The following is a 26,199-nucleotide window of genomic DNA, read 5'->3' as shown; positions in this document are numbered from 1 at the left end:
CCTGTCTGGCGTGCTGGGTATATCAGGCCGGGCGCGCCAGCGCACCGTTGAGAAACATGTCTTCGAATAACCGCTGCATGTCGGCGCGAGCGATCCGGCCCCGGTACTCCGATTCGCACAACATATAGATGAAGCCGAAGAACAGGTCGGTCAACCAGCGACAGGGTACGTCCGGACGGAAGATGGCGAGCTGCTGGCCACGCAGGAAAAAATCATCCAGCCGCTGTTCATGGGCGAGACATTCGTCCGGGTAGGCCTGTTGGGTGTTGCGCTTAATATAGGGTTCGAACTGGGTGATCATGAACACGCAGAATTCCCGTTGCGCGATATAACCGGTGATCAGCTGGCGCAGGGCGTCCAGCGGCGACTGACTTTCCAGTCCGGCATCATCCAGAATGCCCGACATGACGGCCATGACATGTTGCTGCAATGTGTCGAACAGCTGTTCGCGGGTGGCGGCGAAACGGTACAGGGTAGCTCGGCTTACGCCGGCCGCCTTGGCCATCTCCTGCAAGGTGGCGCCGGGGTTTTCGGTCAAGGTCAATGCCAGCGAACGTAACAGGGTTTCTTCAGTGTCGGGTGTCATTCAATTTCATTAAACGGACAAGTGGGCGAGAGATCATCCATGGTTTGCGTGCGTCAATCGCCGCGAGTGTACACATAAGGATTGATTGAGTCATGTGAATCAAGTTTGATTCAGATGACTCCGAAGAGTAGCATCGCTTTTTTTCGGACTGTCTACGTCCGTATGCAGTATCCGTAACCCTTGACCAAGGAAGCGCACCAATGCCCATCCCACGGCATCTTTTAAGTAATACCATCCTCGTTCTGTTGGGCGCCCTGGCGCTGGCCGGCTGCCAGCAGGATCAGAGCGACGCCGCGCAAGACCAACCCGCGCCGCAGGCCAAGGTTCAGGTTATCGAGCCGGCAGCGCACATGCTGACCGGCAACCTGCCGGGCCGTATCGAGCCTGCACGCACGGCTGAGGTGCGCGCGCGGATACCGGGGATTGTGCTGGAGCGGTTATTCGAAGAAGGGGCTGATGTAAAGGCGGGCGACATCCTGTTCCGCATCGATCCGGCTCCGCTGGAGGCCGCGGTGGCGCAGGCGCGCGGAGCATTGGCCCGAGCTGAGGCGAGCATCTACCAGGCAGATAGCCTGGTACGGCGTTACGAGCCTCTGGTCGAGGCGCGCGCGATCAGTCAGCAGGAATACGACAACGCCATCGCCGCGCAGAAAAGTGCCCAGGCCGAGAAACTGTCGGCCCAGGCAGCGCTGGAAACGGCCCGGCTGAATCTGGAATACGCTACCGTGCGGGCGCCGATCGATGGACGTATCGGCCGGGCGCTGGTCACTGAAGGCGCCCTGGTTGGTCAGGGCGAGGCCACCCCCATGGCTCACATCCAGCAGCTGGACCCTATCTATGCCGACTTCACTCAATCGGTAGATGACCTGCTGCGTCTGCGCGCGGCTGCGGCCGAGGGGCGCATTGCGGTGCAGGAAGATGGCGCGGCCCGGGTGCGTATCAGCTTGGGCCAGGACGGCTTCAGCCAGGAAGGACGGCTGCTGTTTTCCGATGTTTCGGTGGACCCGAGCACCGGCCAGGTAACCCTGCGGGCAGAACTGCCCAATCCTGATGCAGTATTGCTGCCGGGCATGTATGTGCGGGTAGAGACCGAGCTGGGCATGGAGTCATCCGCGGTATTTGTGCCTCAACGGGCGGTACGACGGGGCACCGATAGCATTCCACGGGTTCTGATTGTTGATGAAGAAAACACGGTGCAGGAACGTGCGGTGACGCTGGGCGCCATGCGTGGTAGCGAATGGCAGGTGACGTCCGGCCTTGAGCAGGGCGAGCGGGTCATTGTCGATGGCGTGGCCAAGTTCCAGTCCGGCAGCATCGTCGAGCCGGTGACAGCCAACCAGCCCCAGGACCAGGCGGGCGAGTGAGCGAACTGCCAGGGTCCTGAGCCCTGGCCGCCATTCTGATTGCCAAACAGAGGAAAGAGCATGCCGCAGTTCTTCATCAATCGCCCCAATTTCGCCTTCGTGGTGGCGATTTTCATCTGCCTGGCCGGCCTGCTGGCGATTCCATCGCTGCCGGTGGCCCAGTACCCCAACGTGGCCCCGCCACAGATCATGATCTACGCGACCTATCCGGGCGCGTCGGCGACCATCCTCAATGAAACGGTGACCAGCCTCATCGAGGAAGAACTCAATGGTGCCAAGGGCTTGCTCTATTACGAGTCCTCCAGCAGCTCCAACGGCATGGCCGAAATCAACGTCACCTTCGAGCCGGGTACCGATCCGGATCTGGCGCAGGTGGATGTGCAGAACCGCATCAAGCGCGCCGAGCCCCGACTGCCGCAACCGGTGCTGCAGCAGGGCCTGCAGGTGGAGCAGGCCAGCAGCAACTTCCTGATGATCTACGCGCTGAGCTACAAGGAGGGGGACAAGGACCCCGTCGGGCTGGCCGACTATGCTGCGCGCAACATCAACAACGAGATTCGCCGGATTCCCGGTGTTGGTCGAGTGCAGATGTTCTCTTCCGAACGGGCTCTGCGCGTTTGGGTCGATCCGTCCCGGCTGGTCGGCTACGACCTGTCGATCGAGGATGTAAACCGCGCCATTGCTGCGCAGAACGTGCAGGTACCGGCGGGTAGTTTCGGCGAGCAGCCGGGCACCAGTGAGCAGGAATTGACCGCAACCCTGATGGTGCAGGGCACCCTGGAAACCGCCGAAGAATTCAGTGACATCGTGCTGCGGGCCAACCCGAACGGCTCGGTGGTACGGCTGGGTGATGTCGCTCGGGTGGAAATGGGCCGTGAGGAATATCGCTTCAGCTCCCGTCTCAATGGCCGGCCGGCCGCTGCGGCGGCTGTGCAGCTGACATCGGATGCCAACGCCATTGCCACGGCTACCGCGGTCAAGCAGCGGCTCGAGGAGCTGTCGGCGTTGTTCCCCCAGGACATGGAATACTCCACCCCCTACGACACCTCGATCTTTGTTGATGTGGCGATCAAGAAAGTGGTGATGACCCTGGCCGAAGCCGTGGTGCTGGTATTTCTGGTGATGTTCCTGTTCCTGCAGAACTTCCGCTATACCCTGATTCCGACCATCGTGGTGCCGATCTGTCTGTTGGGTACCTTTGCGGTGATGTCGGTGATCGGCTTCTCGGTCAACATGATGACCATGTTCGGCATGGTGCTGGCTATCGGGATTCTGGTGGACGATGCCATTGTGGTGATCGAGAACGTCGAGCGGATCATGGCCGAAGAGGGGCTTTCGCCCAAGGAGGCCACGCGCAAGGCGATGAAGCAGATCACTGGCGCCATCGTCGGTATCACCATGGTACTGTCGGCGGTATTCTTCCCGCTGGCCTTCATGGGCGGCTCGGTCGGCGTGATCTACCAGCAGTTTTCCCTGTCGCTGGCGGTGTCCATCCTGTTCTCCGGCTTCCTGGCCCTGAGCCTGACGCCGGCACTGTGTGTCACGCTGCTCAAGCCGATCCCCAAGGGGCATCATGCCGAGAAGAAAGGATTCTTTGGCTGGTTCAACCGCCGCTTCACTGGTCTGACCCGCAGCTACCAGCGTACCACCGGGGGGCTAGTCAGGCGCTCCGGTACCTTCATGCTGGTGTACCTGGTCATCATCGCAGCGTTGGTCTTCTCCTTCTTGCGTCTGCCTGAAGCCTTCCTGCCTGCAGAAGACCAGGGCTACCTGATCGTCGATGTGCAGCTGCCACCGGGCGCCACCACGCCCCGGACGGAACAGACCGTCGAGGCGATGGAAGAGCATTTCCTCTCCCGCCCCAGCGTGGCGGGCGTCGTCTCGGTGATGGGTTTCAGCTTCTCCGGCATGGGGCAGAACGCCGCTTTGGCCTTCCCGACCCTGGTCGACTGGTCCGAACGTGGCGCGGAAGAATCAGTGCAGGCCGAAAGCCAGCGGGCCAACCGGGCTCTGGCAGGCGTTTCTGATGGCACCATCTTCGCCGTGCAGCCACCCTCCATCGAAGGCCTGGGCACCTCCGGCGGCTTCGCCCTGCGTCTGCAGGACCGTGGCGGTCTGGGGCGCGAGGCGCTGCTGGCGGCGCGTAACGAACTGCTGCAGAAAGCCAACAGCTCGCCAGTGATCGCCTACGCCATGGTGGAAGGTCTGGAAGATGCACCGCAGCTGCGTCTGCATATCGACCGTCAGAAGGCCGAGACCCTCGGCGTCAGCTTCGGTGCGATCAGCACCACCCTGTCCACGGCCTTTGGTTCGGCGCTCATCAACGAATTCACCAACTTCGGGCGGATGCAGAAGGTGGTGGTGCAGGCTGATGTGAATAGCCGCATGACACCGGAAGACATCAGCAAACTGTATGTACCCAACCATCAGGGTGAACAGGTGCCGCTGTCTGCTTTCGTCGATATGGAATGGGAAAACGGCCCGGTGCAGTTCGTGCGCTATAACGGCTACCCCGCGTTCAAGATTTCCGGCGACGCAGCGCCAGGCCACAGCAGCGGCGCTGCCATGGCGGAGATCGAACGGATCGTTGGCGAACTGCCGAGTGGGATAGGCTACGAGTGGACGGGCCTATCCTTCCAGGAGAAGGTCGCAGGGGCGCAGGCGCCGATATTGCTGGGCCTGGCGCTGGCCGTGGTGTTCCTGCTACTGGTGGCGTTGTACGAGAGCTGGGCGATTCCGCTGTCGGTAATCCTGATCGTACCCATCGGCGCCCTTGGTGCGGTGCTGGCGGTGACCCTGCTGGGTATGCCCAATGACGTCTACTTCAAGGTCGGCCTGATCACCATCATCGGCCTGGCGGCGAAGAACGCCATCCTGATTGTCGAATTCGCCAAGGATCTGTATGCCGAAGGACGCACCTTGAGGGAAGCGGCGGTGGAAGCGGCGCGGCTGCGTTTCCGCCCGATCATCATGACCTCGATGGCCTTTATGCTTGGCGTGTTGCCGCTGGCGATCGCCAGCGGTGCCGGTGCCGCCAGTCAGCGCGCCATTGGTACCGGCGTGATCGGCGGCATGATCACGGCGACAGCGCTGGGTGTGTTGTTCGTGCCGGTCTTCTTCGTTTGGGTATTGTCGCGCCGGAAACAGGAACGGCAGGCGGCTGCGGCGGCGCAGACCAGCGAAGGCTGATCGGTTGCAGTGCGGCAAGTGAGGGGCATGTGGCCGGGTCAGAGTTCCCGCCACTGCCCCGGCTGCAGATCACCCAGCTGCCACTCGCCAATGCGCACCCGGACCAGCCGCAAAGTCGGCAGCCCCACCGCGGCAGTCATGCGCCGCACCTGACGGTTACGGCCCTCGCGGATGGTGATCGCCAGCCAGCTGGTGGGAACACTCTGACGAAAACGCACCGGTGGATGGCGCGGCCACAGCGCTGGCTCGGCTATCTGCTCCACCTGCGCAGGGCGCGTGGGCCCGTCATTCAACACCGGACCGGCGCGCAGCTGCGCCAACTGGTCCGCACTCGGTTCCCCTTCCACCTGCACCCAATAGGTCTTGGCCAATTTGTGCTTGGGATCGGTAATGCGGGCCTGCAGCCGGCCATCATTGGTCAGCAGTAACAGTCCCTCGCTATCCCGATCCAGCCGCCCGGCCGGATAGACCCCGGCGATATCCACAAAATCCTTCAGCGTCGCCCGGCCCTGGCCATCGGTGAATTGGGTAAGCACGTCAAAGGGCTTGTTCAGTGCGATCAGACGCGGATTGGCTGGCGGGGCAGCCGGAGTGCGACGGGGTTTGCCGTAAGGACGAACAGGTACGGATCTGGGTGGGCGCTGCTTCATGGTCGCTCGGGATAATGGGCGGGACGAATATGCTAGTGAGCTTTACCAGAAGCGTCCAGAAGAATGCAGGCGCTTCCACCGACACAAACGACCCACATACCATCAGCCAAACAGAACCACACAGGCCGCCCCCATTGCAGAACCGTCTGCGGCCAGGGACGGCCGTAGACGAGCGCCATGGATGGCGGGGTGCGCGCTCTGCAATGGGGCCTACCCGCCGGGCCAGACTTCACAGGTGCAGTGAAAGCTTACCCCGCCCTACACCGCACACCCGTGCTGCCCCACGCAAGCCCCCCTTACAGGGCGATCAGACCGCAAGGCCAGCTAGACCAGCCACTGTCCAAACCGGTCAGACAAGTCGATCTTTCCGAGCATTGATCCGCCCGCGCCCGGCCCTAGTATGGACAACATTCAGATATCCGCCCGCTCGGTCAGGTTTCTATCGATCAAGCGAGCGCACAGCTGAAGCCGCAGCAAGGCCCACAAGGCCCGACCAATAAAAACAAGATTAAAGGAAACGCAATCATGCAATCGGTGGACGTATACGAGCTTACCGGCAAGTCGAAATTCAACCGTTTTCACGGACTCATCCTGTTCTGGTGCGTACTGATCCTCATCATTGACGGCTACGACCTGGCCGTTGTGGGAGCTGCACTGCCCGCCATCATGGACGATATGGGCGTCGACCCCACCAGTGCCGGCATCATGGCCGGCTCCGCGCTCTTCGGCACCATGCTCGGAGCCATGTTTCTCGGTACGCTGGCCGACCGCATTGGCCGGCCAAAGATGATCGCCATCTGTGTTGCACTGTTCAGCCTGTTCACGGCAGCCTCGGGCCTCACCAATGACCCGGTCAGCTTCAGTGTCACGCGCTTTATCGCCGGCCTGGGCATTGGTGGTGTGCTGCCGGTGATGACCGCGCAGATGAGCGAATTCTCTCCGGCCAAATTGCGTGCACGGCTGGTGACCCTGGTGTTCGCTGGTTATTCGGTGGGTGGCATTCTGGTAGCCCTGACCGGTAAGCAGCTGATCGAGAGCCATGGGTGGCAGTCCGTGTTCTATATGGCCGGCCTGCCGGTGCTGCTGATTCCCTTCATTCTCAAAAGCATGCCCGAGTCGATGACCTTTCTGCTGAAGAAGGGCCGTCAACAGGAGCTGCGGACCATCGTGCAGAAGATCGAACCGCAGCTGACCTGCAGCCAGCAAACGGTCTTTGTCGGCCTGGATGCAACCGCCGCCAAGCAGGATACGCCAGTGCGTAATCTGTTCCGGGAGGGTCGTGGTTTCAGCACGGTTATGATCTGGACCGCGTTCATTACCGGCCTGTTCATGGTATATGCGCTCAATTCCTGGCTGACCAAGCTGATGGCGATGGCGGGCTTCAGCCTCGGCTCGGCGTTGAACTTCGTCATCGTGTTCAATATCGGCGCCATCGTCGGCGCGGTTGGCGGTGGTTGGCTCAGCGACCGGTTGAACATCAAGCATGTACTGGTGGTTTTCTATCTGATCGGCGCCGTGGCGTTGACCGTGCTGGGCTTTACCCGTTCCACCGGATTGCTGTTCGTGATGGTATTCATCGTCGGCGCCTCGACATTGGGAACCCAGCTGCTGGCCTACGCCTATGCCGGCGACTTCTATCCACTGTCGATCCGCTCGACTGGAGTCGGCTTTGCCTCCGGAGTAGGGCGAGTCGGTGCCATCATTGCGCCCATTCTGATCGGCTGGCTGGTATCCCTGGCATTGCCGCTGGAGCAGAACTTCATGGCCATCGCCATCGCAGGTGTGCTGGGCGCCGTCGCGGTTACCTTCGTCAACCAGACGCGATCCGACTCCGCACGGGTCAGGGCCGCGGCTACGCTCGCCAACTGATATGGGCGTAGGCCGCTAACGGCGCGATTGTCATACCCGGTGCCTTAACCACGGCAACAGAACAGCGAGCCCCTGCCCATGCTGATGCAGGCAGGGGCTCCGTTTGCTTGCGCGCCGGGCGGGCAGGATTTTTCTCCATATCGAAGAACAAGAAAGGTGAGGGAGCATGTATCAAAAGACGATCAAGGTGTTATTGGCATGCGCAATGCTGGTGGAAGCACCCCTGGTTCTGGCCGACTTTATCGGCGATGCCAAGGGCAGCCTGGAGCTACGCAACTTCTATTACAGCCGCGACTTCCGTAATGAGGGGGCAGCGCAGTCCAAGCGGGATGAATGGGCCCAGGGTTTTATTCTCAATCTGCAGTCCGGCTTCACCGAAGGTCCCGTTGGGTTTGGCGTGGATGCGCTGGGTATGCTGGGCATCAAGCTGGACTCGAGTCCGGATCGCACGGGCTCGGGCATCCTGGCGCATGACGCGCAGCGCAATGTGGAGAGCGAGTACAGCAAGCTGACCTTCACCGCCAAGGCACGGGCCGGGCAGAGCACGTTGCATGTTGGCGGGCTGCACCCGACTCTGCCGATGTTGTGGAGCAATAACAGTCGTCTGCTGCCGCAGATTTTTCGGGGCGGCCGGCTGGTCTCCCATGACCTGCAGCCGTTGAGCATCACCCTGCTGCGGCTGAATGCGGTAAAGCAGCGCAACTCGACAGACTTCGAATCCCTGACGGCCTTTGGCTATGCCCCGGTTGAAGCCGATCATCTCGACTATCTGGCGCTCGACTACAAGGTGTCACCCAATCTTTCGCTGAGCTATCACCTCGCCGAGCTGGATGATCTGTACCGTTCCCACTTCGCCGGGTTGAAATTCGATCACCCGTTGCGGGTGGGTCGATTGCTGGCCGAGGTGCGCTATTTTGATGCCAGCGAAACGGGCAACGAGAGGCTGGGTGAGGTGGACAACCGGACCCTCAGCACCCTGTTCGCCTACCGGGTGGCGGGTCATACCTTCGGCGCAGGTTATCAGCAGGCGCGGGGTGACACGTCCTTTGCCTTCGTCAACGGCGCCGACACCTATCTGTTTGCCGAGTCGCTGGCCAGCACCTTCACGGCCCCTGGCGAGCGCGTCCGGCTGGTGCGTTACGATTATGACTTTGCTGCTGCAGGTCTGCCTGGGCTGACGCTGGGTATCAAGTATGCCAAGGGTGATCAGGTCGACCCCGCGCTGCTGACCACAGCTCAGGCTGCCGAACTCCGAGCGGTAGGACAGAAGGGCAAGGAGTGGGAGCGAATGACGGATATTGCCTATACCGTGCAGAGCGGGCCGCTCAAGGATCTGTCGCTGCAGTGGCGCAACTCCACCAATCGATCGACCTACGCTGACAGCGCCGATGAAAATCGATTGATCGTTCGCTACACATTCGACTTCTGATAGCCAGGCGGCGTCTCAGCCCTATGGCCAATAGCAGCCCTCAGGCCCCTGCGTTACACTTCGCGCTCATCTGATTGATCGGTCGGTGTGTTGCGACTTGTAGCGCAGCCTAGAGAGGGCCGTTATGGCAGTGGTGCATAAAGATACCATTTCGGTTTGTCTGGTGAAGGAAGCCCTGTTGGGATTCACCCGCCCGGGGCTGGATGCCGGTGCGGTGCTGGCGAGTATCGGGTTGTCACCGTCGTTGCTGAATGGTCCTGACCTGCGTGTGCCGGTCGAGCTGTACAGCAGTATCTGGCTGCGCCTGGCGGCAGCCCATGATGACGAGTTCTTCGCCATGGCCGCGCGCCCGCTGCGGCTGGGCAGTTTCAACTTTCTCTGTCGCACCGGCATCACCCAGCCGACGGTACAACAGGCGCTGATTCATACCCTCAACTTCCTTGGCTTGATGCTTGGCAATTTCGAGGGGCGGCTGATCAGGAGTCGAAGCCTGGCGGAAGTGGTTCTGCGCGAGCCCGGCGGCCAGGCGCAGCGGCCCTTCGCCTATTTCACCTACTGGATGATAGTGCACGGACTGGCCTGTTGGCTGGCCGGGCGGCGTATTCCGCTGCTGGCGGTCGAGCTGCGGTGTACCGAGCCGGAATACATAGGTGATTACCGGGTGATGTTCTCCGAGAACCTGCGCTTTGCCCGACCGACCACGCGGATCATCTTTGCCGCCGAGGCGCTGGATCTGCCGGTCCGGCGCAGTGAAGCGGATATGCAGGCCTTTCTGGCTCAGGCACCCGCCAATATTCTGGTGCGTTATCGTGACGCCAACAGCCTGGCCAGCCAGATCAAGACCGTCCTGCGGGGACTGCGCCCTAGGGACTGGCCGATCAGTGACCAACTGGCCAGATCCCTGTGCATGTCCCCCTCAACCCTGCGCCGCCGCCTGGCTGCCGAGGGGCTGCAATATCAGGCAATCAAGGACAGCCTGCGGGAAGAGCAGGCGACCCGCTGGCTGGCCGACCCGGCGATCAGCTACGCTGATATTGCCGAGCAGCTCGGGTTTGCTGATGTCAGCGCCTTCTACAAGGCCTTTCGCAAGTGGACCGGCACCAACCCCGGGCATTATCGTCAGCTGATTCTCGGTGACGGTTGAGCCGCGAGGCAGTGTCCAAAACAGTCAGACAGGTTGCGCCAAAGGAACATTGCCGGGGCTGACGGGGGCGTACCAGAATGGCTGCATAACAAAGTGAACGGGCTATATCTCAGCCCGTGTCAGGAGCCTACATGCAGCTGAACAACCATACTTTCATGATCACCGGTGGTGCCTCGGGTTTGGGCGCAGCGGCCGCTACTCTGCTGGTCGAGGCGGGCGCCCAGGTGGCGCTGGTCGATCTCAATAGCGCTGCCTTGCAGCAGCGCGTCGAGGAACTGGGCGAGCGCGCCCGGGCCTATGTAGCCGATATTGCCGATGAACAGCAGGCCGCCGAGGCAGTGGCAGCGGCGCAGCGGGACTTCGGTGGTATACACGGCCTGGTCAACTGCGCCGGGATTGCCCCCGGGGAAAAGATCCTCGGCCGTAACGGCCCCCATGCGCTGGCCAGCTTCGATCGAGCACTGCGGATCAATCTGCTGGGCAGCTTCAATATGCTGCGGCTGGTCGTCGAGGTAATGGCGCAGGGCGGTCCGAATGAGCATGGCGAGCGCGGGGTGATCATCAATACCGCCTCGGTAGCTGCCTATGATGGCCAGATCGGTCAGGCCGCCTATGCCGCCTCCAAGGGCGGTATTGTCAGCATGACCCTGCCGGCAGCGCGGGAACTGGCGCGCCATGGCATCCGGGTCATGACCATCGCCCCGGGGATCTTCGAGACGCCGATGATGGCCGGCATGACCCAGGAAGTACGTGACTCCCTGGCCAGGGATGTGCCTTTCCCGCCACGCCTTGGCATGCCCGAGGAATACGCGGCGCTGGTGCGCCATATCATCGAAAACCCCATGCTCAATGGCGAGGTGATCCGTCTCGACGGCGCCCTGCGTATGGCGGCACGCTGAGGAGGTTCGCATGCAACAGGATCCAATCGTCATCGTCGGTAGCGCGCGTACCCCCATGGGCGCGCTGCAAGGGGAGCTGGCCGGTGTGCCGGCGCCGGAATTGGGCGCGGTAGCGATCCGCGCCGCGGTCGAACGCAGCGGGCTGTCCGCCGAGGCGGTGCAGGAAGTGCTGATGGGTTGTGTGCTACCCGCCGGGCTTGGCCAGGCGCCAGCGCGCCAGGCGGCACTGGCTGCCGGGCTGGCTAAGTCGACGGTGTGCACCACATTGAACAAGATGTGTGGCTCGGGCATGCAGGCGGCGATCATCGGGCATGACCGATTGCTGGCCGGCAGTGTCGATGTGGTGGTGGCTGGCGGTATGGAGAGCATGTCCAATGCGCCTTATCTGCTGGACGGGGCCCGTCAAGGGCTGCGCATGGGGCACGGGCGCATACTTGACCACATGTTCCTCGATGGCCTGGAAGACGCCTATGACAAGGGCCGGTTGATGGGTACCTTCGCCGAAGACTGCGCCCAGAACCACGGCTTCACCCGTGAGGAGCAGGATGCCTGGGCGCTGCAATCGGTGCAGCGGGCGCAGGCCGCCATCGAGCAGGGCCTGTTTGCCGAGGAGCTGGCCGCGGTCAGCGCTCAGGTCGGGCGCCGTGCGGTACAGATGCAGACGGATGAAACGCCGCTCAAGGTCGACCCGAACCGCATTCCCCATCTCAAGCCCGCTTTTCGTGACGGCGGCACGGTAACGGCGGCCAACTCCAGCTCGATCTCCGATGGGGCTGCCGCCTTGCTGCTGATGCGCCAATCCGAAGCGCAGCGCCGTGGCCTGCGCCCGCTGGCGGCGATTCGTGGGCATGCCGCCTTTGCCGACGAGCCGGGTCTGTTTCCAGTGGCACCGATCGGTGCCATCCGTGCTCTGCAGGAGCGCACCGGCTGGTCGCTGGACGAGGTCGATCTGTTCGAGATCAACGAAGCCTTCGCCGTGGTCAGCATGGTGACCGTGCGCGAGCTCGGATTGGATCCGCAAAAGGTCAACGTGCACGGCGGCGCCTGCGCGCTGGGTCATCCGATTGGCGCCTCGGGCGCCCGTATTCTGGTCACTCTGCTGGGTGCGTTGCGGGCCCGGCAGCAGCGCCGTGGCGTCGCGGCCATCTGCATCGGCGGGGGCGAAGCAACCGCCATGGCCATCGAATTGCTCGACTGAGGAGGCGAACATGCTGCTGACCGATGAACAACGTGAGATCGCCGATATGGCGCGTCAATTCGCCCAGCAGCGGTTATTGCCGTTTGCCGCCGAGTGGGATCGCGAGCACCAGTTTCCCGCTGACGCGCTGGCGGAAATGGGCGAACTGGGCTTTCTCGGCATGCTGGTGCCGGAACAGTGGGGCGGTTGTGACACCGGCTACCTGACCTATGCCCTGGCGCTGGAGGAAATTGCCGCCGGTGACGGCGCCTGCTCGACCATCATGAGCGTGCATAACTCGGTGGGCTGTGCGCCCATCCTGCGCTTTGGCAGCGAGGAGCAGAAGCAGCGCTTCCTGCCGGCGTTGGCCAGTGGCAGACAGATCGGCGCATTCGCCCTGACCGAGCCCCACGCCGGCTCCGACGCGGGTTCACTGCGCACCCGCGCCCGGCGCGATGGCGACAGCTATGTGCTGGACGGCGCCAAGCAGTTCATCACCTCAGGCCGTGAGGCCGGCACCGTGATTGTGTTTGCGGTGACCGATCCTGACGCGGGCAAGAAGGGCATCAGCGCCTTTATCGTACCGACGGACAGTCCGGGTTATCAGGTGGTGCGGGTTGAGGACAAGCTTGGCCAGCATGCCTCGGACACCTGTCAGATCGCCTTCGATGGTCTGCGCGTGCCCCTGGCCAACCGACTTGGGGAAGAAGGCGAGGGTTATCGGATCGCGTTGGCCAACCTGGAAGGCGGCCGCATCGGTATTGCCGCCCAGGCGGTCGGCATGGCGCGGGCGGCTTTCGAGGTGGCGCGTGATTACGCCCGTGAACGTGAGGCGTTCGGTAAGGTGTTGACCGAGCACCAGGCGGTGGCTTTCCGGCTGGCGGACATGCTGACCCAGATCACCGCAGCCAGGCAGATGGTGCACCACGCGGCGGCCTTGCGCGATGCCGGTCAGCCAGCGCTGATCGAGGCATCCATGGCCAAGCTGTTCGCCTCGGAGATGGCGGAGAAGGTGTGTTCAGCGGCGATCCAGACCCTGGGTGGTTATGGCTACCTGAAGGACTTCCCGCTGGAGCGCATCTACCGCGATGTACGGGTGTGCCAGATCTACGAAGGTACCAGCGACATCCAGCGGTTGGTGATTGCCCGCAATCTGGGTGGCGAATAAACAGAAAACAGACATATCAGCAGTAGCGGCGTAGCCGCTGCCGCCAAGCGGTTCGATAACAAAAACAAGGAGTAGCACAATGCAGAATTTCCAAACCGGCAGCATGCAGCAGTTCCCCCTCATGATCAGCAGCATTCTGCAGCACGCAGCGGCGGCTCATGGCGACCGGGAGATCGTCTCCCGGCTGGTGGAGGAGCCGCTGTGGCGCTACGACTATGCCGGCCTGGCTGATCGAGCCGGCCGCGCGGCGAACATGATCCGCCGGCTGGGGATCGGTGCGGGCGACTTCGTTTCCACTCTGGCCTGGAATACTCATCGCCATTACGAACTGTTCTTTGCCGTACCTGGCACCGGTGCTGTACTGCACACCGGCAACCCGCGACTGTCGGATGAGCAGATCGCCTATACCCTCAACCATGCCGGCAGCAGCGTGCTGCTGTTCGAGCGCAATTTCGCCGAACTGGTACAGCGTCTGCTGCCGCAACTGACCAATATCCGCCATTTCATCATGCTCGCAGATGGCGATCTGCCGGACATGCCCGGCATCGAGCTGCAGGGCTATGAGCAACTGCTGGCCAAGGAAGAGTCGTTGCGGGACTGGCCGAGTTTCGATGAAAACAACGGCGCCATTCTCTGTTATACCTCGGGCACTACCGGTAATCCCAAGGGTGTGCTGTACAGCCATCGTTCCATCGTTCTGCATGCGCTGGCGGCGGGGCTGAGCAGCGCCTTCAACTTCTCGGCCTTCGATTGCATCATGCCGTGTTCCTCGCTCTACCACGGCACCGCCTGGGGCGTGCCCTTTGCTGCGGCGATCAACGGCTGCAAGTTCGTCCTGCCCGGCGACAAGATGGATGGCGAGAGCCTGCAGGAGTTGATCCAGAATGAGGGCGTGACCTTCTCCGGTGGCGTACCGACCATCTGGACCATGTATCTGGACCATCTGGAGCGTACCGGTGAGGATGCCGGCAAGCTGACGCACCTGATCATTGGCGGCTCGGCCGTGCCTCGGGCCATGGCCGAGAAGTACCAGAACAAATACGGCGTGGCCGTGCGCCAACTCTGGGGCATGACCGAAACCAGCCCGCTGGGCGTAGTGGCCACACCCACGCCGAAGCTGGCGGAGCTGGGCGAGGAGGCGGTCAATGATGTGATCTGGAGCCGCCAGGGGCGCCTGCAATACGGTATCGAGCTGAAGGTGGTGGATGACCAGGGCCGGCGTCTGCCGGCAGATGGCAAAAGCGCCGGAACCTTGATGGTGCGCGGTCCCTGGACCGTGGAACGCTACTTCCGCAGCGAAACCAGTGCACTGGATGCCGATGGCTGGTTTGACACCGGCGATATCGCCACGTTGGATGAGAACGGCTTCATGCGCATCACCGACCGCACCAAGGATGTGATCAAGTCCGGTGGGGAATGGGTCAGTTCCATCGATATCGAAAACGCGGCGGTGGCCTGCCCCGGCGTACGCCTGGCCGCCGTGGTCGGGGTCTACCATCCCAAGTGGGAGGAACGGCCGCTGCTGATCGTCGAACCGCATCCCGGTGCCGAGGTAACCACGGCGGCCATGCTGGCGCACCTGGAAGACAAGATCGTCAAATGGTGGATGCCCGATGAAATGATCGTTGACGTGATCCCGCTGACGGCCACCGGCAAGATCGACAAGAAAGTGCTGCGCGATCGTTATTACAACTACCTGGCCGAACAGCAAATCAAGGTGCAGGCGTAGGGGAGGCCACCATGACGGCAACGGAAATGGGCGCAGGGCCGTTAGCGGGATTGCGGGTGGTGGAGTTCGCCGGTATCGGCCCCGGCCCACACTGTGCCATGCAACTGGCGGATATGGGGGCCGAGGTGCTGCGCATCGAGCGGCCGGGCGGCAACGGCTGGCCTAACCCGGTGGTTGATCGCGGGCGTACCTGCATCACTCTGGATATTCGCACCGAGGTCGGCCGTCGGCGTTGCCTGGAACTGGTGCAACGCGCCGATGTGCTGATCGAAGGTTTTCGGCCGGGGGTGATGGAGCGTCTCGGGCTGGGGCCGGATGATTTGCAAAAACTCAATCCCCGGCTGGTCTACGGCCGTATGACCGGCTGGGGGCAGACGGGCCCGCTGGCGCAGACCGCCGGCCATGACATCAACTATATCGCCCTGACCGGGGCGCTGGCGGCCATCGGTCCGCAGCAAGGGGAGGCGGTACCGCCACTGAATCTGGTGGGTGATTTCGGTGGCGGCTCGATGTTTCTCACGGTGGGTATTCTGGCGGCACTGCTCGAGCGCGAGCGCTCCGGCAAGGGCCAGGTGGTAGATGCCGCAATAGTCGATGGCACCGCCTCGCTGATGTCCTTCTTCAGCGGCCTGCTCCCAACGGGTCGGATTGACATGCGCCAAGGGCATAACCTGTTGGGCGGCGCGACACCCTGGTACCGCTGTTATCGCTGTGCCGATGGTCGGCAGATTGCCGTGGGCGCGCTGGAGCCGGCGTTCTACCACGAGCTGGTGCAGCGCAGCGGTGCCGGCGAGGCGCTGCAAGAACAAGCTATGAGCAGCGAAGGGCAGGCAGTCCAGGCCAAGCACTGGGCGCAGCTGTTTGCCCAACGCAGCCGGGATGAGTGGTGTGAATTACTGGAAGGCAGCGATGCCTGCTTCGCGCCGGTACTGGAGCTGGAAGAGGCCCAGCAGCACCCGCATATGGCGGCGCGGCAGGTTTACCAGGAAATCGACGGCGCCCTGCACAGCGCCCCGGCGCCACGCTTTTCCCGTAGCGTTTCGCAGATTCGGCCATCCGTGGTGGTCGATGCTGCACTGGATATCTGGAAGGATTGAAGTTCGCTGCGCTGAATATCAGCGCAGCCTTCACTCAGAACGGCCAGAACATCGGAATGAAGATCACCCCCAATACCCAGAAGATCAGGTTCAGCGGCAAGCCAACCTTGATGAAATCAACGAAACGGTAGCCGCCGGCGCTGTAGACCATGGTGTTGGTTTGATAGCCCACCGGTGTCGCGAAGCTGGTTGAGGCGGCAAAGGTGATTGCGATCAGCAAGGGCGTGGCGTCCACGCCCATCAGGTTGGCGGTCGATATGCCGATGGGGGTGAGAATCACAGCTGCTGCGGCGTTGCTCATGAACTCGGTGAGCACCAGTGCCATCAGATAGAGGACCGCCATTACCACCACCGGCCCCAAGTGACTGACCAGGCCCAGGGTATTGGCGACGACAAATTCCGCGGCGCCGCTCTGGCTCATGGCGACCCCCAGCGGTAGCAGACCCGCCAGCAGGATGATGATGCGCCAGTCGATGGCGTCGTAGACCTCGTCGGCATCCAGGCAGCCTGCCAGGGTCATGGCTACCGCGCCGATCAAGGCGGTAATGGCAATGGGTGCCCAGCCGATGGCGGAAGTGGCGATTACCAGCACCATGGTGGCCAGGGCAAAGGGTGCGCGCCAGCCCATCGGCTTTTCCGCGTCGCGCTGACTCAGCACAATCACGTTGGTGTCCTTGCGCAGGGCAGGCATCTCGCTTTCCGGCGTTAACATCAGTAGTACATCACCGACATTCAACCGAACATTTTTCAGTTGGTCGCGCAATACCTGACCACGCCGGTGGACCGCCAGAACCGTGGCGTCGTGTTGCCAGCGGCGGTCGAGCATCGCCAGGGTGCTGCCGATCACCCGTGAGCGGGGGGCGACCATTACCTCGGTCAGTACCTGCTGGGTGCCTTCTTCGAGGTTGCGAGCCTTGAGTTTGAATTCCGAGTCAATTTCCAGGCCGGACTGGTTCTTCAGTTCATCCAGTTTCGACCAGTCACCTCGCGCCAGCAATATGTCGCCTTCTTCCAGCGTCTGCGACCGCGGGGACCAGACCTTCTCATCACCGCGTAGCAATTCCAGAACGAATACGCCGAACTCCTCACCCAGCTTGGCTTCACCGACCGAGGTGCCGATCAGCGAGGAGCCGGGCATCACTCGTAACTCTGTAATGTATTTGCCCAGTTCGTAGTGTTCGACCAGCTCGGTGGCCCGAGTGGAAGGCAGAAGCCAGCGGCCCAGCGTAAGCAGGTAAACGCAGCCGGCGACGAAACAGATCACGCCCAGGGGCGTGAATTCGAACATGCTGAAACCGGGATGACCCAGGTCCCGCGCCATGGCATTGACCAGCAGGTTGGTAGAGGTGCCCACCAGGGTGCAGACGCCGGCCATTTGTGAAACATAGGACAGCGGGATCAATGCCCTGGACGCGGACATGCCGATGGCGGCGGTGGCAGTCATGACGATGGGCATGAACACGGCAACAACTGCGGTGTTGTTGACGAAGGGAGCCACCACTGCCAGTACGCCAAACAGAGTGAGCAGAAACAGGAACGGCGACTTGGCCTTGCTCAACAAGCGCCCTATGCCAGACAGCGCGCCGCTGTTCTGTAGCCCGGCGGCCAGAATGAACATGGCCGCCACGGTGATCGTCGCCTGGTTGCTGAAGCCGCTCAGAGCATCCCCAGGGCTGACCAGGCCAAGAATCGCCAGCCCGGACAGCACCAGCAGCGCTATGGCGTCGATACGTAATTTTTCGGTTGCAAACAGTACTACGGCGATCAGGGCGATACCCAGGACCAGCGCAATTTCTATCGTCATGCCTTGTTTTTCCCGGCCCGGAGTATGAATTGTTATGCGGCAGGCATAATTCTCGCACGAGTTGGACCAAGGCAACAAAGTATCCGCGGCTGCTGCTGGTGTTGGGGTGGCTGAGCGAAGGGCGAGAGAAGGACTGGAAGGAGGAGGGGAGCAGAAACGACAAAGCCGAGCATAGGCTCGGCTTTGTCATGAATTGGTGCCCAGGAGAAGACTCGAACTTCCACGGCCGTAAGGCCACTAGCACCTGAAGCTAGCGTGTCTACCAATTTCACCACCTGGGCGTGTCATTCGATGTCACGTTACCGGTACTGCTGGCTTCGATCAATCATGCCGACAAAGCATGTCTGCCTAAACTGAAAAACCGGACTTGCGTCCGGTTTTCGGAATTGGTGCCCAGGAGAAGACTCGAACTTCCACGGCCGTAAGGCCACTAGCACCTGAAGCTAGCGTGTCTACCAATTTCACCACCTGGGCATGTCACTTGACACGTCTGCTATGCTGAACCTATCTGGCCCGCGCTGCAACCGATGTCGTGTTGACGGCGCGAATGATACGCAGCAGGAAAAACCTTGTAAACCCCTGTTTGCAAAAAAATTATCCCTTTGGAAATAAGGTGCAAGAAATCGCGTTTCGCGGTTCAATAGGCGTCTATGACGAAAAAGACCAAACCCCAAGCCTCGATGCCCGCATCGAGCAAAGCTGCCGACCCGCACTCTGCAGGTTCGACCAGCTGGATCGATATGGATCCGGCCGCCAAGCGTGAAGCAGAGAAATACGAAAACCCCATCCCCAGTCGCGAACTCATCCTCAAGCTGTTGGCCGAGCGCGGTGCCCCTGCAACGCGGGCGCAACTGCAACAGGAATTCGGCCTGCATGATGAAGATGGCATCGAAGCCCTGCGCCGCCGCCTGCGGGCGATGGAGCGTGATGGCCAGTTGATCTATACCCGCCGCGGCGCCTATGCGCCGGTGGACAAGCTCGACCTGATCAGCGGTCGGGTTCAGGGTCACCGCGATGGCTTCGGCTTTCTGGTTCCCGATGATGGCGGCGAAGATCTGTTCCTCGGGCCGTCGCAGATGCGCATCGCTTTCGATGGCGACCGCGTGCTGGGACGAGTTACCGGCGTTGACCGTCGCGGCCGCAGTGAAGGGGCCATTGTCGAGGTTATCGAACGGGCCCACGAATTGCTGGTCGGTCGCTACTATGAAGAAAGCGGCATCGGCTTCGTGGCGGCGGACAATGCCAAGATCAAACAGGAAGTACTGATTGCGCCCGGCTGTTCCGGTGGGGCGAAGCAGGGTCAGTACGTGGAAGTGAAGGTCACTCAGTGGCCGACCATGAGTCGTCAGGCTCAGGGTGAAGTGATTGAAGTGGTCGGCGACTACATGGCGCCCGGTGTGGAAATCGAAGTGGCATTGCGCAGCTACGATATTCCCAGCGTCTGGCCCCAGGAAGTACTGGACGAGGCAGCGCGTCTGTCCGATCGCGTCAGTGAGAAGGACAAGCTCAAGCGAGTCGACCTGCGTCATCTGCCGCTGGTCACTATCGATGGCGAAGACGCCCGCGATTTCGATGATGCCGTGTACTGCGAGCCGCGCAAGGCCAGCGGTTGGAGGCTGTTCTCCGGTGGCTGGAAGCTCTATGTGGCGATTGCCGACGTGTCCCATTACGTTCCGCTGGGCTCGGCGCTGGATGCCGAAGCCGAGCTGCGTGGCACCTCGGTGTACTTCCCCAGTGAAGTGATTCCGATGCTGCCCGAGGCCATTTCCAATGGTCTTTGCTCGCTGATGCCGAATGTGGACCGCCTGGCCATGGTTTGCGAAATGACCATCTCCAAGAGCGGCGAGCTTACTGACTTCCAGTTTTACGAGGCAGTCATTCACTCCCATGCGCGCCTGACCTACAACAAGGTCTCCAGCATGCTGGAGCACCCGCGCAGTCGTGAAGGCAAGGCGCTTAGCGCGGAATATGCCGAAGTGCTGCCGCACCTGAAGAGTTTGTACGATCTCTATCAGGCGCTGGCCAAGGCCCGCCATGGTCGCGGTGCAATCGATTTCGAGACCACCGAAACGCGCATGCTGTTCGGCAAGGATCGCAAGATCACCGAGATCCTGCCGACTACCCGCAACGATGCGCACAAGATCATCGAGGAATGCATGCTGTGCGCCAACGTGGCCACTGCGCGCTTCTTGCAGGAGCTGGACGTTCCCGGTCTGTACCGAGTGCATGACGGTCCCAAGCCGGAGAAGGTTGAGCGCCTGCGCCAGTTCCTTGGCTCAATGGGATTGTCGTTGACGCGCAAGAAGGGTGACCCGACGCCGGAGGACTACGCCGCAGTGCTGGCCAAGGTCCAGGATCGCCCCGACGCCCAGTTGATCCAGACCGTGATGCTGCGCTCGCTGAGCCAGGCGGTGTATACCCCGCACAACGCCGGCCACTTCGGTCTGAATTACGAAGGCTATACCCACTTCACGTCGCCGATTCGACGCTATCCCGATCTGCTGGTGCACCGGGCCATCCGCTCGGTGATCCGGTCGCGCAAGAAGACCGATCTGGTGCAGCGCAGTGGTGCTGGCGTGCTGCCCAAGGCAGCCGTCTATCCGTACGATCTGGCCGCGCTAGAAAAGCTCGGCGAGCAGTGTTCGCAGAACGAGCGGCGGGCCGATGAGGCCACCCGTGACGTGGTCAGCTGGCTCAAGTGCGAGTTCATGCAGGACCGTGTCGGCCAGAACTTCGATGGTCTGGTCACGGCAGTCACCGGATTCGGTCTGTTCGTCGAGCTGACCGACATCTATGTGGAAGGTCTGGTGCATATCACCGCCTTGCCTGCGGATTATTATGATTTCGACCAGGTTCATCACCAGCTGGTGGGTGAGCGCTCCGGGCGGACCTACCGTCTGGGTGACTCGATTCGCGTGCAGGTAGCGCGGGTGGATCTGGATGAACGCAAGATCGATTTCGAGATGGCTTCCGACCGTCCCGCAGAACCTGATCACAACAACAGTCGTGCGGTGCGCGAGAAGCTGCTGAGCGACGCGCGCAAGGCTGGAGAGTCGGGCTCGCGGTCGGGTAAGCCGGCCAGGGGCGGCAAGACCGGTAAGGCCGGCAAGTCCGACCGGGGGCGTGGTGCTTCTGCACCGGCAGCCCGTTCGGGCGGTCGGCCGGGCGGTAGCGAACGCAAGCCTGGCGGCAAGCCGCGGGCGCCGCGTAAGCGCAAGGTGGACTGACGGAACATGAGTGATCTGGAATACATCTATGGCCTGCACGCGGTGCAGGCCATGCTCGAACGTGCGCCGCGTCGAGTAAAACAGTTGGAAGTGCAGCGCGGTCGACTGGACGCGCGCATGCAGGCCGTCCTGGATCTGGCAGCGGGCGCGGGGGTCGATATAGAGCGCGTGTTGCCTGACGTGCTTGATCGCCTGGCGGATGGCGGTGTGCATCAGGGTGTCGTCGCCCAGGTTACGCCCAGCCAGCTGTGGTCCGAGGATATGCTCGGCAGTCTGCTCGATAAGCTGGATGGCACGCCCTTGCTACTGGTGCTCGATGGGGTGACTGATCCGCACAACCTCGGCGCCTGCCTGCGCAGTGCTGATGCTGCGGGAGCCCAGGCCGTGATCATCCCCAAGGATCGCTCGGCCAGCTTGTCACCGACGGTGCGCAAGGTCGCCTGTGGTGCCGCCGAAACCGTACCACTGGTAGCGGTGACCAATCTGGCGCGCACGCTCAAGCAATTGCAGCAGCGCGGGCTCTGGGTGGTTGGCACGGCAGGGGAGGCGGATCAACTGCTGTATCAGGTAGATCTGACCATACCCACGGTGATCGTCATGGGCGCGGAAGGGGCCGGCATGCGCCGACTGACCCGCGAGCATTGCGACTATCTGGCGAAGTTGCCCATGGCTGGCGGTGTCAGCAGCCTGAATGTCTCGGTCGCTGCGGGGGTTTGTTTGTTCGAGGCGGTGCGTCAGCGTACCGCGAGCTGACAGCGTCCGAGTCTATTGGCTATGTGTCTTATGGAGGCCCTGCAAGGAACAGGCTGGCCGGCAGGGCCGTGCCGACACGCCGTGAATACGTCCCTGTAGGCTCGCGGTTGCCATCCTTGGCAACCGACGGTCGGCCCAACCCTGTCGGCCAACCTATTCCGCAAAGCCTTGTGCCGCTGAAGGTTTTGACCCCTCAGCCACGCTAAAGCCTGCCACCTTTGCGCCGCGAGCCCCCATGGATGGGTTCACGGCGTGTCGCAGGCAGGCCGCTCCCGGTGTGAAGGAAACTCGAAACATGACGCAAATCATGTGGGCGTTCTGCTTTTCCTTGCCAGTTCCACGCCACTTCCCTAGAATGGCCGCCCCAAACCTGAGTTCTACTCCTTGCCAGACCATTTTGGGTGGCTGGCTATAACCCGTAAGGAGCACAAAATGCGTCATTACGAAATCGTATTTCTGGTTCACCCGGACCAAAGCGAGCAGGTTAACGCGATGGTTGAGCGTTACACCAAGCTGATCGAAGAAGACGGCGGCAAGATTCACCGTCTGGAAGATTGGGGTCGCCGTCAACTGGCTTACCCGATCGACAAGATCCACAAAGCTCACTACATCATGCTCAACGTCGAGTGCAGCGCCAAAGCACTGGAAGAGCTGACCGAAAACTTCCGTTACAACGATGCCGTCATTCGCAACATGGTCATCCGTCGTGACGAAGCCATCACCGAACAGTCCGACATGCTCAAGCCTGAAGACACTGGTCGTGGCGAGCGTCGTGAGCGCCGTGAGCGCAGCGATGAAGACACCGATTCCGGTAAAGACGCTGACGATAGCGACGATACCGATTCCGGTGACGACGAGTAAGTTTTTCGGTTCCCATTCCAGTTAAAAGGAGACGCTGCCATGGCACGTTTTTTCCGTCGCAGAAAGTTCTGCCGTTTTACCGCTGAAGGCGTTAAAGAGATCGATTACAAAGATCTCAACACCCTGAAGGCCTACATCACCGAAACCGGCAAGATCGTACCCAGCCGTATCACCGGTACAAAGGCCAAGTACCAGCGTCAGCTGGCAGTCGCTATCAAACGCGCCCGCTACCTGGCTCTGCTGCCCTTCACCGACAGTCACGGTCGCTGAGCGGCAGCTCAAACCCGTAATCAGGGGATACCGAACCGGCATGCGTGGTTTAGCTGAGTACATCATGCGCGGTCGCAGAGAGGCTACCTTTGCAGTAGCCATCGCTGCGGCCATACCACTGCTGTTCTGGTTCAGTGCGGCGGCCCTGGCGCTGGTGATCCTGCGCCGCGGGCTGTCGGAAGCTTTGCCGATACTCGCCTGGGGCATGTTGCCGGCACTGGTCTGGACCTTTCTCGGGGACCTGACGCCCTTGCTGGTCATGCTCGGCAGTGCCGGCCTGGCCGTGGTGCTGCGTCAGCACAACGACTGGGTCCGCGTGCTGCTGTTAGCCGTACCGCTCGGCGTGGTTTACACGCTGGCGTTGCTGATGGCGTTGGCCGAGCCGTTACAGGCGATGGCCGATGGGTTCCGAGAGATGCTGCCGGAGCTGCTGCCGCAGATGGGGTTGCAGCTCGCAGAGGCAGAACAGGCCGCATTGCTGGCCCGTCTCGATGAACTGATGATACCCGTGCTCGGCGGGGTGATGGGGGCCATGCATATGCTGATGGCTCTGGTCAGCCTGATGATTGCACGGTCCTGGCAGGCCCGGTTGTACAACCCGGGCGGTTTTCGTCAGGACTTTCATCAGCTGCGCCTGCCGCCGCTTGCTGCCATCGGCCTGCTGGTGCTGGTCATCATGGCACCGCAATGGCCGCAGTTGGCCATGCTGTCGCCGGTGGCCAGCGTGCCCTTGCTGCTGGCCGGGCTGGCGTTGATGCACGGCGTGGTAGGTATCAAGAAGCTGGGTTCGGGTTGGTTGATCGGAATGTATGTGTTGTTCGTTATCTTCGTCCGATTTGCTTATCCCCTGATTGTGTTGTTGGCATTTGTAGATAGCTTGTTCGACTTTCGCTCACGCATGAGGCCACCCTCCGGGTCGCCCGGTGATGACGACCCGAACAGCCAAGGTTGAATTCAAAGAGGTCATCGCAATGGAAGTTATCCTGCTCGAAAAGATCGCGAATCTGGGTAACCTGGGCGACAAGGTCGCCGTTAAAGCTGGTTACGCTCGCAATTTCCTGTTGCCGTTCGGTAAGGCAACTCCGGCTACCGCCGCTAACGTAGAAGCCTTCGAAGCGCGTCGCGCTGAGCTGGAAAAGGCTGCTGCAGAACGCAAGGGCGAAGCTGAAGCACGCGCTGCCAAGCTGGCCGAGCTGTCCGTTACCATCAGCGCCAATGCTGGCGAGGAAGGTAAACTGTTCGGTTCCATCGGTACTCGCGACATCGCTGATGCCGTGACCGCCGCTGGCGTTGAGCTGGAAAAGAGCGAAGTGCGCCTGCCTGAAGGCCCGCTGCGCACTGTCGGTGAGTTTGACGTTGCCGTGCACCTGCACACTGACGTTGAAGCTACCGTCAAGCTGGTAGTGGTTGCCGGCTAAGCAGTACCCGCAACTGCAAGACCTGTCACCCGGTCCCGACCTATGGTCGCGATCGGGTGATTTGCTCTGGTAGACTTGCCAGCACGGCGCTTGTCCCCGACAGGCGCCGTGTTGTTTTATGTGAAGCCCGCCGATTCAGGATTCGAGCCTCTAGCCATGAGTGATCAGATTTACGCCGAGCGTCCCGAGCTTGACCTGCAGACCACTGCATTGAAAATTCCGCCGCACTCCATCGAAGCCGAACAGGCTGTACTCGGTGGTGTCATGCTGGAAAATACCGCGTGGGAGCGGGTTGCCGAGCTGGTCAGCGAAACGGATTTCTATCGTCACGATCATCGCCTGATCTTCCGTGCGCTGGTGCGTCTGGCTGGGCGCAATCAACCGTTTGATGTGGTCACCCTGGCCGAGGATCTGGACCGGGAAGGGTTGATCGATCAAGTTGGCGGCCTGGCCTATCTGGGGCAACTGGCCAAGAATACCCCCTCGGCCGCGAACATCGGCGCTTATGCGCAGATCATCCGCGAGCGCGCGACCATGCGCCAGTTGATCAGCGTCAGTACCGAAATCACCGACACCGCGTTCAACCCCAAGGGCCTGCAGCCCAATGAGGTGCTCGACGATGCCGAGCGCAAGATCTTCGCGATTGCCGAAAGCCGCCCCAAGACCGGCGGCCCCGAATCGGTCAATACGCTGCTGACCAAGGCCATCGATCGTATCGATACGCTGTTCAACAGCGAAGGTTCGATCACCGGCCTGTCCACCGGCTTCACCGATCTGGATGGCATGACCTCTGGCCTGCAGCCGGCGGACCTGGTGATTGTCGCCGGTCGTCCGTCCATGGGTAAAACCACCTTCGCCATGAATCTGGTGGAGAATGCGGTCATGGGCGGTGAGAAGGCGGTATTGGTGTTCTCGCTGGAAATGCCAGGTGAATCGCTGATCATGCGTATGCTGTCGTCCCTGGGACGTATCGACCAGACCAAGGTCCGCTCCGGTCGCCTCGACGACGAGGATTGGCCGCGGCTGACCTCGGCAGTGAATCTGCTGAATGATCGGAAACTCTTCATCGACGATACCGCTGGCCTGTCGCCCATGGAAATGCGCGCCCGGGCGCGGCGGGTGGTGCGTGAGCACGGTGATCTGGGGTTGATCATGATCGACTATCTGCAGTTGATGCGGATCGGCGGCGCCTCATCGGAGAACCGTACCAACGAGATTTCCGAGATCTCCCGCTCGCTCAAGGCCCTGGCCAAGGAATTCAACGTGCCGGTGGTGGCCCTATCCCAGCTCAACCGCTCGCTGGAGCAGCGACCGAACAAGCGACCGATCAACTCGGACTTGCGTGAATCCGGCGCTATCGAGCAGGACGCCGACGTGATCATGTTCGTCTACCGGGATGAGGTCTACCATCCCGACACCCAGGACAAGGGCATCGCTGAGCTGATCATCGGCAAGCAGCGGAACGGTCCTATCGGCACGTGCCGCATGGCCTTCATTGGTAAATACACCCGATTTGAAAACCTCGCGCCCGGTTCATACCAGGGCTACGGGGAGGAGTAGGTAAT

Annotated in this window: 20 protein-coding genes and 2 tRNA genes; 17 read left to right on the top strand and 5 right to left on the bottom strand. The window is 61.5% G+C overall.

Annotation, left to right across the window (positions count from 1 at the left end):
* Positions 1–22: 22 nt before the first annotated feature.
* Entirely contained in the window at positions 23–586 is a 564-nt protein-coding gene (locus tag BM267_RS02740) for a TetR/AcrR family transcriptional regulator (protein ID WP_036988689.1), read from the bottom strand.
* A 200-nt stretch (positions 587–786) separates the two neighbouring features.
* Here BM267_RS02740 and BM267_RS02735 point away from each other — a divergent pair, with 200 nt between their 5' ends.
* Both BM267_RS02735 and BM267_RS02730 read left to right on the top strand, forming a co-directional pair.
* Entirely contained in the window at positions 787–1,950 is a 1,164-nt protein-coding gene (locus BM267_RS02735) for an efflux RND transporter periplasmic adaptor subunit (protein WP_074777988.1), read from the top strand.
* A 60-nt stretch (positions 1,951–2,010) separates the two neighbouring features.
* Positions 2,011–5,139, top strand: a complete 3,129-nt coding sequence (locus BM267_RS02730; protein ID WP_074777990.1) for an efflux RND transporter permease subunit — start codon at positions 2,011–2,013, stop codon at positions 5,137–5,139.
* Positions 5,140–5,177: 38 nt separating this feature from the next.
* Here BM267_RS02730 and BM267_RS02725 read toward each other — a convergent pair whose 3' ends face one another.
* Complete coding sequence (locus tag BM267_RS02725; protein ID WP_074777992.1) at positions 5,178–5,789, bottom strand: pseudouridine synthase; 612 nt, start codon at positions 5,787–5,789, stop codon at positions 5,178–5,180.
* Positions 5,790–6,314: 525 nt separating this feature from the next.
* Here BM267_RS02725 and BM267_RS02720 point away from each other — a divergent pair.
* The 8 genes from BM267_RS02720 to BM267_RS02685 all read left to right on the top strand — a co-directional run bounded on the left by BM267_RS02720 (position 6,315) and on the right by BM267_RS02685 (position 16,301).
* Entirely contained in the window at positions 6,315–7,658 is a 1,344-nt protein-coding gene (locus BM267_RS02720) for an MFS transporter (RefSeq protein WP_074777994.1), read from the top strand.
* A 166-nt stretch (positions 7,659–7,824) separates the two neighbouring features.
* Entirely contained in the window at positions 7,825–9,087 is a 1,263-nt protein-coding gene (locus BM267_RS02715; RefSeq protein WP_074777996.1) for an OprD family porin, read from the top strand.
* A gap of 124 nt (positions 9,088–9,211) precedes the next feature.
* Positions 9,212–10,231, top strand: a complete 1,020-nt coding sequence (locus BM267_RS02710; protein ID WP_036988695.1) for an AraC family transcriptional regulator — start codon at positions 9,212–9,214, stop codon at positions 10,229–10,231.
* A gap of 131 nt (positions 10,232–10,362) precedes the next feature.
* A complete protein-coding gene (locus BM267_RS02705; protein ID WP_074777998.1) occupies positions 10,363–11,130 on the top strand; it encodes an SDR family NAD(P)-dependent oxidoreductase in 768 nt (255 codons plus the stop codon).
* A 10-nt stretch (positions 11,131–11,140) separates the two neighbouring features.
* Positions 11,141–12,328 carry an acetyl-CoA C-acyltransferase gene (locus BM267_RS02700; protein WP_074778000.1) on the top strand — a complete coding sequence of 396 codons (1,188 nt, stop codon included), beginning with the start codon at positions 11,141–11,143 and terminating at the stop codon, positions 12,326–12,328.
* Positions 12,329–12,338: 10 nt separating this feature from the next.
* Positions 12,339–13,475 carry an acyl-CoA dehydrogenase gene (locus BM267_RS02695; protein ID WP_074778002.1) on the top strand — a complete coding sequence of 379 codons (1,137 nt, stop codon included), beginning with the start codon at positions 12,339–12,341 and terminating at the stop codon, positions 13,473–13,475.
* A 103-nt stretch (positions 13,476–13,578) separates the two neighbouring features.
* Positions 13,579–15,204 carry a long-chain fatty acid--CoA ligase gene (locus BM267_RS02690; protein ID WP_074778718.1) on the top strand — a complete coding sequence of 542 codons (1,626 nt, stop codon included), beginning with the start codon at positions 13,579–13,581 and terminating at the stop codon, positions 15,202–15,204.
* 11 nt (positions 15,205–15,215) lie between these two features.
* Positions 15,216–16,301 carry a CaiB/BaiF CoA transferase family protein gene (locus BM267_RS02685; RefSeq protein ID WP_036988699.1) on the top strand — a complete coding sequence of 362 codons (1,086 nt, stop codon included), beginning with the start codon at positions 15,216–15,218 and terminating at the stop codon, positions 16,299–16,301.
* Positions 16,302–16,335: 34 nt separating this feature from the next.
* Here the strand turns inward: BM267_RS02685 and BM267_RS02680 are convergent, their stop codons facing one another.
* From BM267_RS02680 to BM267_RS02670, 3 genes are all read right to left on the bottom strand, one after another.
* Positions 16,336–18,105 carry an SLC13 family permease gene (locus BM267_RS02680; protein WP_074778004.1) on the bottom strand — a complete coding sequence of 590 codons (1,770 nt, stop codon included), beginning with the start codon at positions 18,103–18,105 and terminating at the stop codon, positions 16,336–16,338.
* 194 nt (positions 18,106–18,299) lie between these two features.
* Positions 18,300–18,386, bottom strand: a tRNA-Leu gene (locus tag BM267_RS02675).
* 106 nt (positions 18,387–18,492) lie between these two features.
* A tRNA-Leu gene (locus BM267_RS02670) sits at positions 18,493–18,579 on the bottom strand.
* A 266-nt stretch (positions 18,580–18,845) separates the two neighbouring features.
* On the opposite strand from BM267_RS02670, the gene rnr reads away from it, so the two are divergent.
* The 7 genes from rnr to dnaB all read left to right on the top strand — a co-directional run bounded on the left by rnr (position 18,846) and on the right by dnaB (position 26,194).
* Positions 18,846–21,332, top strand: a complete 2,487-nt coding sequence (gene rnr / locus BM267_RS02665) for a ribonuclease R (protein ID WP_074778006.1) — start codon at positions 18,846–18,848, stop codon at positions 21,330–21,332.
* A 6-nt stretch (positions 21,333–21,338) separates the two neighbouring features.
* Complete coding sequence (gene rlmB / locus BM267_RS02660; RefSeq protein ID WP_074778008.1) at positions 21,339–22,085, top strand: 23S rRNA (guanosine(2251)-2'-O)-methyltransferase RlmB; 747 nt, start codon at positions 21,339–21,341, stop codon at positions 22,083–22,085.
* Between the two features lie 432 nt (positions 22,086–22,517).
* Positions 22,518–22,946, top strand: a complete 429-nt coding sequence (rpsF, locus tag BM267_RS02655) for a 30S ribosomal protein S6 (protein WP_036988703.1) — start codon at positions 22,518–22,520, stop codon at positions 22,944–22,946.
* A 39-nt stretch (positions 22,947–22,985) separates the two neighbouring features.
* Positions 22,986–23,216 (top strand): 30S ribosomal protein S18, encoded by a 231-nt coding sequence (gene rpsR, locus BM267_RS02650; protein ID WP_036988704.1) that lies wholly within the window; start codon positions 22,986–22,988, stop codon positions 23,214–23,216.
* A 40-nt stretch (positions 23,217–23,256) separates the two neighbouring features.
* Complete coding sequence (locus tag BM267_RS02645; protein ID WP_036988705.1) at positions 23,257–24,168, top strand: YybS family protein; 912 nt, start codon at positions 23,257–23,259, stop codon at positions 24,166–24,168.
* A 19-nt stretch (positions 24,169–24,187) separates the two neighbouring features.
* On the top strand, positions 24,188–24,634 hold the full coding sequence (gene rplI / locus BM267_RS02640) for a 50S ribosomal protein L9 (protein ID WP_036990051.1): 447 nt from the start codon (positions 24,188–24,190) through the stop codon (positions 24,632–24,634).
* Between the two features lie 156 nt (positions 24,635–24,790).
* The gene (dnaB, locus tag BM267_RS02635) at positions 24,791–26,194 is read left to right on the top strand and encodes a replicative DNA helicase (RefSeq protein ID WP_036988706.1); all 1,404 of its coding nucleotides are present in this window, start codon (positions 24,791–24,793) and stop codon (positions 26,192–26,194) included.
* Positions 26,195–26,199 lie beyond the last annotated feature (5 nt).

Origin of the sequence: Halopseudomonas bauzanensis, from assembly GCF_900114735.1 — a bacterium.
Classification (GTDB): Bacteria; Pseudomonadota; Gammaproteobacteria; order Pseudomonadales; family Pseudomonadaceae; genus Halopseudomonas; species Halopseudomonas bauzanensis.
Note: the sequence above shows the minus strand (reverse complement) of the source record. Positions and strands in the feature narration are given on the sequence as shown.

What these genes read in the sequence shown, in the direction of transcription:
- BM267_RS02740 (WP_036988689.1), bottom strand. Translation starts at nt 586, where the DNA reads ATGACACCCGACACTGAAGAAACCCTGTTACGTTCGCTGGCATTGACC.
- BM267_RS02735 (WP_074777988.1), top strand. Translation starts at nt 787, where the DNA reads ATGCCCATCCCACGGCATCTTTTAAGTAATACCATCCTCGTTCTGTTG.
- BM267_RS02730 (WP_074777990.1), top strand. Translation starts at nt 2,011, where the DNA reads ATGCCGCAGTTCTTCATCAATCGCCCCAATTTCGCCTTCGTGGTGGCG.
- BM267_RS02725 (WP_074777992.1), bottom strand. Translation starts at nt 5,789, where the DNA reads ATGAAGCAGCGCCCACCCAGATCCGTACCTGTTCGTCCTTACGGCAAA.
- BM267_RS02720 (WP_074777994.1), top strand. Translation starts at nt 6,315, where the DNA reads ATGCAATCGGTGGACGTATACGAGCTTACCGGCAAGTCGAAATTCAAC.
- BM267_RS02715 (WP_074777996.1), top strand. Translation starts at nt 7,825, where the DNA reads ATGTATCAAAAGACGATCAAGGTGTTATTGGCATGCGCAATGCTGGTG.
- BM267_RS02710 (WP_036988695.1), top strand. Translation starts at nt 9,212, where the DNA reads ATGGCAGTGGTGCATAAAGATACCATTTCGGTTTGTCTGGTGAAGGAA.
- BM267_RS02705 (WP_074777998.1), top strand. Translation starts at nt 10,363, where the DNA reads ATGCAGCTGAACAACCATACTTTCATGATCACCGGTGGTGCCTCGGGT.
- BM267_RS02700 (WP_074778000.1), top strand. Translation starts at nt 11,141, where the DNA reads ATGCAACAGGATCCAATCGTCATCGTCGGTAGCGCGCGTACCCCCATG.
- BM267_RS02695 (WP_074778002.1), top strand. Translation starts at nt 12,339, where the DNA reads ATGCTGCTGACCGATGAACAACGTGAGATCGCCGATATGGCGCGTCAA.
- BM267_RS02690 (WP_074778718.1), top strand. Translation starts at nt 13,579, where the DNA reads ATGCAGCAGTTCCCCCTCATGATCAGCAGCATTCTGCAGCACGCAGCG.
- BM267_RS02685 (WP_036988699.1), top strand. Translation starts at nt 15,216, where the DNA reads ATGACGGCAACGGAAATGGGCGCAGGGCCGTTAGCGGGATTGCGGGTG.
- BM267_RS02680 (WP_074778004.1), bottom strand. Translation starts at nt 18,105, where the DNA reads ATGACGATAGAAATTGCGCTGGTCCTGGGTATCGCCCTGATCGCCGTA.
- rnr (WP_074778006.1), top strand. Translation starts at nt 18,846, where the DNA reads ATGGATCCGGCCGCCAAGCGTGAAGCAGAGAAATACGAAAACCCCATC.
- rlmB (WP_074778008.1), top strand. Translation starts at nt 21,339, where the DNA reads ATGAGTGATCTGGAATACATCTATGGCCTGCACGCGGTGCAGGCCATG.
- rpsF (WP_036988703.1), top strand. Translation starts at nt 22,518, where the DNA reads ATGCGTCATTACGAAATCGTATTTCTGGTTCACCCGGACCAAAGCGAG.
- rpsR (WP_036988704.1), top strand. Translation starts at nt 22,986, where the DNA reads ATGGCACGTTTTTTCCGTCGCAGAAAGTTCTGCCGTTTTACCGCTGAA.
- BM267_RS02645 (WP_036988705.1), top strand. Translation starts at nt 23,257, where the DNA reads ATGCGTGGTTTAGCTGAGTACATCATGCGCGGTCGCAGAGAGGCTACC.
- rplI (WP_036990051.1), top strand. Translation starts at nt 24,188, where the DNA reads ATGGAAGTTATCCTGCTCGAAAAGATCGCGAATCTGGGTAACCTGGGC.
- dnaB (WP_036988706.1), top strand. Translation starts at nt 24,791, where the DNA reads ATGAGTGATCAGATTTACGCCGAGCGTCCCGAGCTTGACCTGCAGACC.